We start from the raw sequence: 3041 nt of genomic DNA on the forward strand, positions 1-3041 counted from the left end.
GATGTGCAACAGAAAATTTTCGTACTGTTTGTCGGTCCGCATCACACCAATGGGATGTCCGGTGCAGATCAGCATGCCGTCTTTCGCGTACCAGGTATCTTTATCCGTATTCACATTGACCCAGCCTGTCAGGTCTTTGCCGTTGAAGAGGGGCTTATACTGCGGCAAGTCGGCTGCTTGCGCATTCATTGAACTGCAGAGTAGAATCAGAACGAAACTGAAACGGATCGCGGTATTTTTCTTCACGGCGGAAACTCTCCTGTAGGAAACGGCGATGATTGTGTTTTATGAGCATGCAGAATGAATCAGTCACTCAGGCAAAGATCATAGCGGCAGTAAAAGCCCGAAACAAGTTGGCGTTGTACGAGTTGCCGCTGTGAGGGAAGTGTCAACGTGTCACTCAGGCGAGTTCGGTGAGACGCTTGCCTGCATCGAGCAGATATTGCGGCCGCCCATGCGGATCGTTAATTGTGACGGCATGCGGATCAATGCCCAGATTATGATACAGCGTGGCAAAGATGTCTTTGTAATGTACGGGTCGCTGAATCACAGCGCTGGCAGTCCGGTCGGTTTTGCCGATGACCTGTCCCGTCTGCAGACCGCCGCCGGCCAGAATTGCGGGTCCAACACGCGGCCAGTGATCGCGGCCTCCATTTTTTGAATTAATCCGAGGCGTACGCCCAAATTCTCCCCAGGCAACAATGGTTACATCATCCAGCATGCCCCGCGCTTCCAGATCCGTGACGAGAGCCGTGAGGCCATGATCTACGATCGGCAGTAATTGGCGCAAGCGACTGAAGTTGCTGGAATGCGTGTCAAAATCGCTGATGGAGAGACTCACACATCGCACTCCCGCTTCGACAAGGCGTCTGGCCAGCAGAAATTTTTTCACCGCATCCGGACCTTCGCTCGTATAGAAGCGTGAAGAGTCCGTGCGCGCGGCGGGCGTGTAGCGGGCCAGAGTGGCGGGATCTTCCTGTGTCAGATCCATCGCATCGGCCAGGCGACCGGAAGTCAGAATGCTGACCGCCTGCTGAGAAAAACGGTCCATCGCATCCATCATGCCGCTGGCATCAACTTTGCGTCGGATGGTATCCAGCTCTGAGAGTAACGTCGTGCGGTTTTCCAGTCGCTCCAGACTGAGAGCCGGATTCAATTTCAGACTGACCTGATGTTCTGCCCCTAATCGCTTGAGTTCACCCTGCATCCCTTTCTCAAGCTGTCGTTCAAACAGGTCCGAGATATCGGGGCGGAAAGGTTGGTACGCGGGTCCTAAAAATCCGGGACGGGCGCTGTTTCTGACTAATCCCCGTCCCTGCATGATATCAACAAACGAGGGAGCCAGATCGGCGGGGGTTCCGTCGAGCCGCGCGATGACTGATCCGAGTGCAGGACGACCGCCGACTGAAATCATGTCTTTTTTCGAAAAACCGGACTGAGTCTGGAAGGCATCGTGGGCACCGGCGGAACCGACAAGGGAGCGCACGAAAGCAAACTGGTCTGCCTGCGCTGCCATCCGTGGAAGCAGTTCACAAATTTGAATCCCGGAAACCTTTGATGCGATCGGCTGAAATTCGCCGCGAATCTCAACGGGTGCTTCCGGTTTTAAATCGATCATATCCAGATGAGGCGGACCGCCATCCAGGTGCACGTTAATAATGGCTTTCGTCGAGGAACCGATGCCAGACTGCGCTTCAGCCCGCAATAAATCGGCCAAGGTGAAACCAACCAGACCCAGTGCCCCTGCCTGGATGAAAGACCGGCGCGAACTGATCCGGTTTTGCTGCTCCTGCGAGCACAAGAATGACAGCATAGTTTCCCTTTCCCGTCAGACAGGCAGCCTGTTCCAGCAGCGAAGCCCGGGTTCTGATAGTTCCAAAATACGCATCAAAGCACGTTTATACCAGATAAGGGGTGAGGAACTCAAGCGGGATTTCGTGATTCGCCGGGATCTGGAGCAGGCCAGATTGAAATCAGGCAGAAAACAGGATAAAGATATCTTGTTTAGGGGCGGGAAAGTGATTAGACTGTAAACAGAGCGAGTCTGGAACCGTTTCTAGGCCAACCCAACGTAAGAAACAACAGGCGTGGTTGATTAGAAAGTTACGACCAGAGTGAATTTTAACTTCGCATGCGGAATTGGTATTCGCAGTAACCTCTTTTAGTGTAAGCCGTACAGGAGCAATCGAATGCGTTCAACCGTGACAACTATTTTATGTGCGACGCTTGTATTGGCAGGCGTGTTGTTTACAGCGGTCACATTGTTTGCTGGACCACCGGACGCGTCTAAAAGCAAAGCGAGTTCGAAAGAGCAGACTGTTTCCGCCAAGCAGACGCAGAAAAAGGAATCAGCGGCGAAGCGGCTGGTCACCGTCGAAGCGGCGCGAGAACGCGCGAAACTCACACACAGTCTGTATGCGGCCACTTTGGATGCAATGCACCATCATTACTTCTTCAATGACAGGGCGAATGTTCCGGCACGCGTGATGGAAGATATGTTTGCGGATATCGCGCGCCAGGAGAACATCAAAGCGAAATGGATTGCCGTCAATGCCAAAGCCATGAGCATTGATCACGAGCCTGAAGGAGAGTTCGAGAAGCAGGCCGCCAAAGAAATTGCTGCCGGCAAGTATGAGTATGAACGTGTGGAAAAAGGTCTTTATCGCAGAGCTGTTGGCATTTCTTTGATGAACAACGGCTGCCTGGGATGCCACCTTGGGTTCGGTGCCAACGACAACAAAAAAGATCGTTTTGCCGGGCTGGTGATTTCCATTCCCGTCAAACAGGATTGACGGATGCTGGTGAGAGTGATTCTCACTCACAGTCGAATTTTCTCACGTTACAATCCGACGCTAACGAGCGCCGATTTCTTTCTATTCAGAAAATCGCTGCGCTGTTCCGAATTCTTTCCCGTCGTTGAGTGGAGACCGAGACAAGCGGAATAATCGTTTCAATTCCGTGCAACATGAGTTCGATAAGCTAATGAACAGTTCGAAAGCTCAGTTTCTCAAATACGGGTTCTTGTCCTTAATTGTATATCG

At 52.2% G+C, this 3041-nt stretch carries 3 protein-coding genes; 1 reads left to right on the plus strand and 2 read right to left on the minus strand.

The window, feature by feature from the left end; all coding sequences use genetic code 11:
* Both Q0294_RS19910 and Q0294_RS19915 read right to left on the minus strand, forming a co-directional pair.
* Positions 1–189 (minus strand): family 16 glycoside hydrolase (locus Q0294_RS19910; RefSeq protein WP_366917997.1); only part of this gene is annotated, 189 nt, incomplete at its 3' end.
* Positions 190–400: 211 nt separating this feature from the next.
* Complete coding sequence (locus Q0294_RS19915) at positions 401–1813, minus strand: DUF1501 domain-containing protein (protein WP_299468953.1); 1413 nt, start codon at positions 1811–1813, stop codon at positions 401–403.
* 376 nt (positions 1814–2189) lie between these two features.
* On the opposite strand from Q0294_RS19915, the gene Q0294_RS19920 reads away from it, so the two are divergent.
* Positions 2190–2792 carry a hypothetical protein gene (locus tag Q0294_RS19920; RefSeq protein WP_299468955.1) on the plus strand — a complete coding sequence of 201 codons (603 nt, stop codon included), beginning with the start codon at positions 2190–2192 and terminating at the stop codon, positions 2790–2792.
* Positions 2793–3041 lie beyond the last annotated feature (249 nt).

The sequence above is a fragment of the uncultured Gimesia sp. genome (assembly GCF_937919775.1).
Lineage (GTDB): Bacteria > Planctomycetota > Planctomycetia > Planctomycetales > Planctomycetaceae > Gimesia.

Excerpts from the sequence above, each read along its gene's own strand:
- Q0294_RS19920 (WP_299468955.1), top strand. The coding sequence starts at position 2,190 with ATGCGTTCAACCGTGACAACTATTTTATGTGCGACGCTTGTATTGGCA.
- Q0294_RS19915 (WP_299468953.1), bottom strand. The coding sequence starts at position 1,813 with ATGCTGTCATTCTTGTGCTCGCAGGAGCAGCAAAACCGGATCAGTTCG.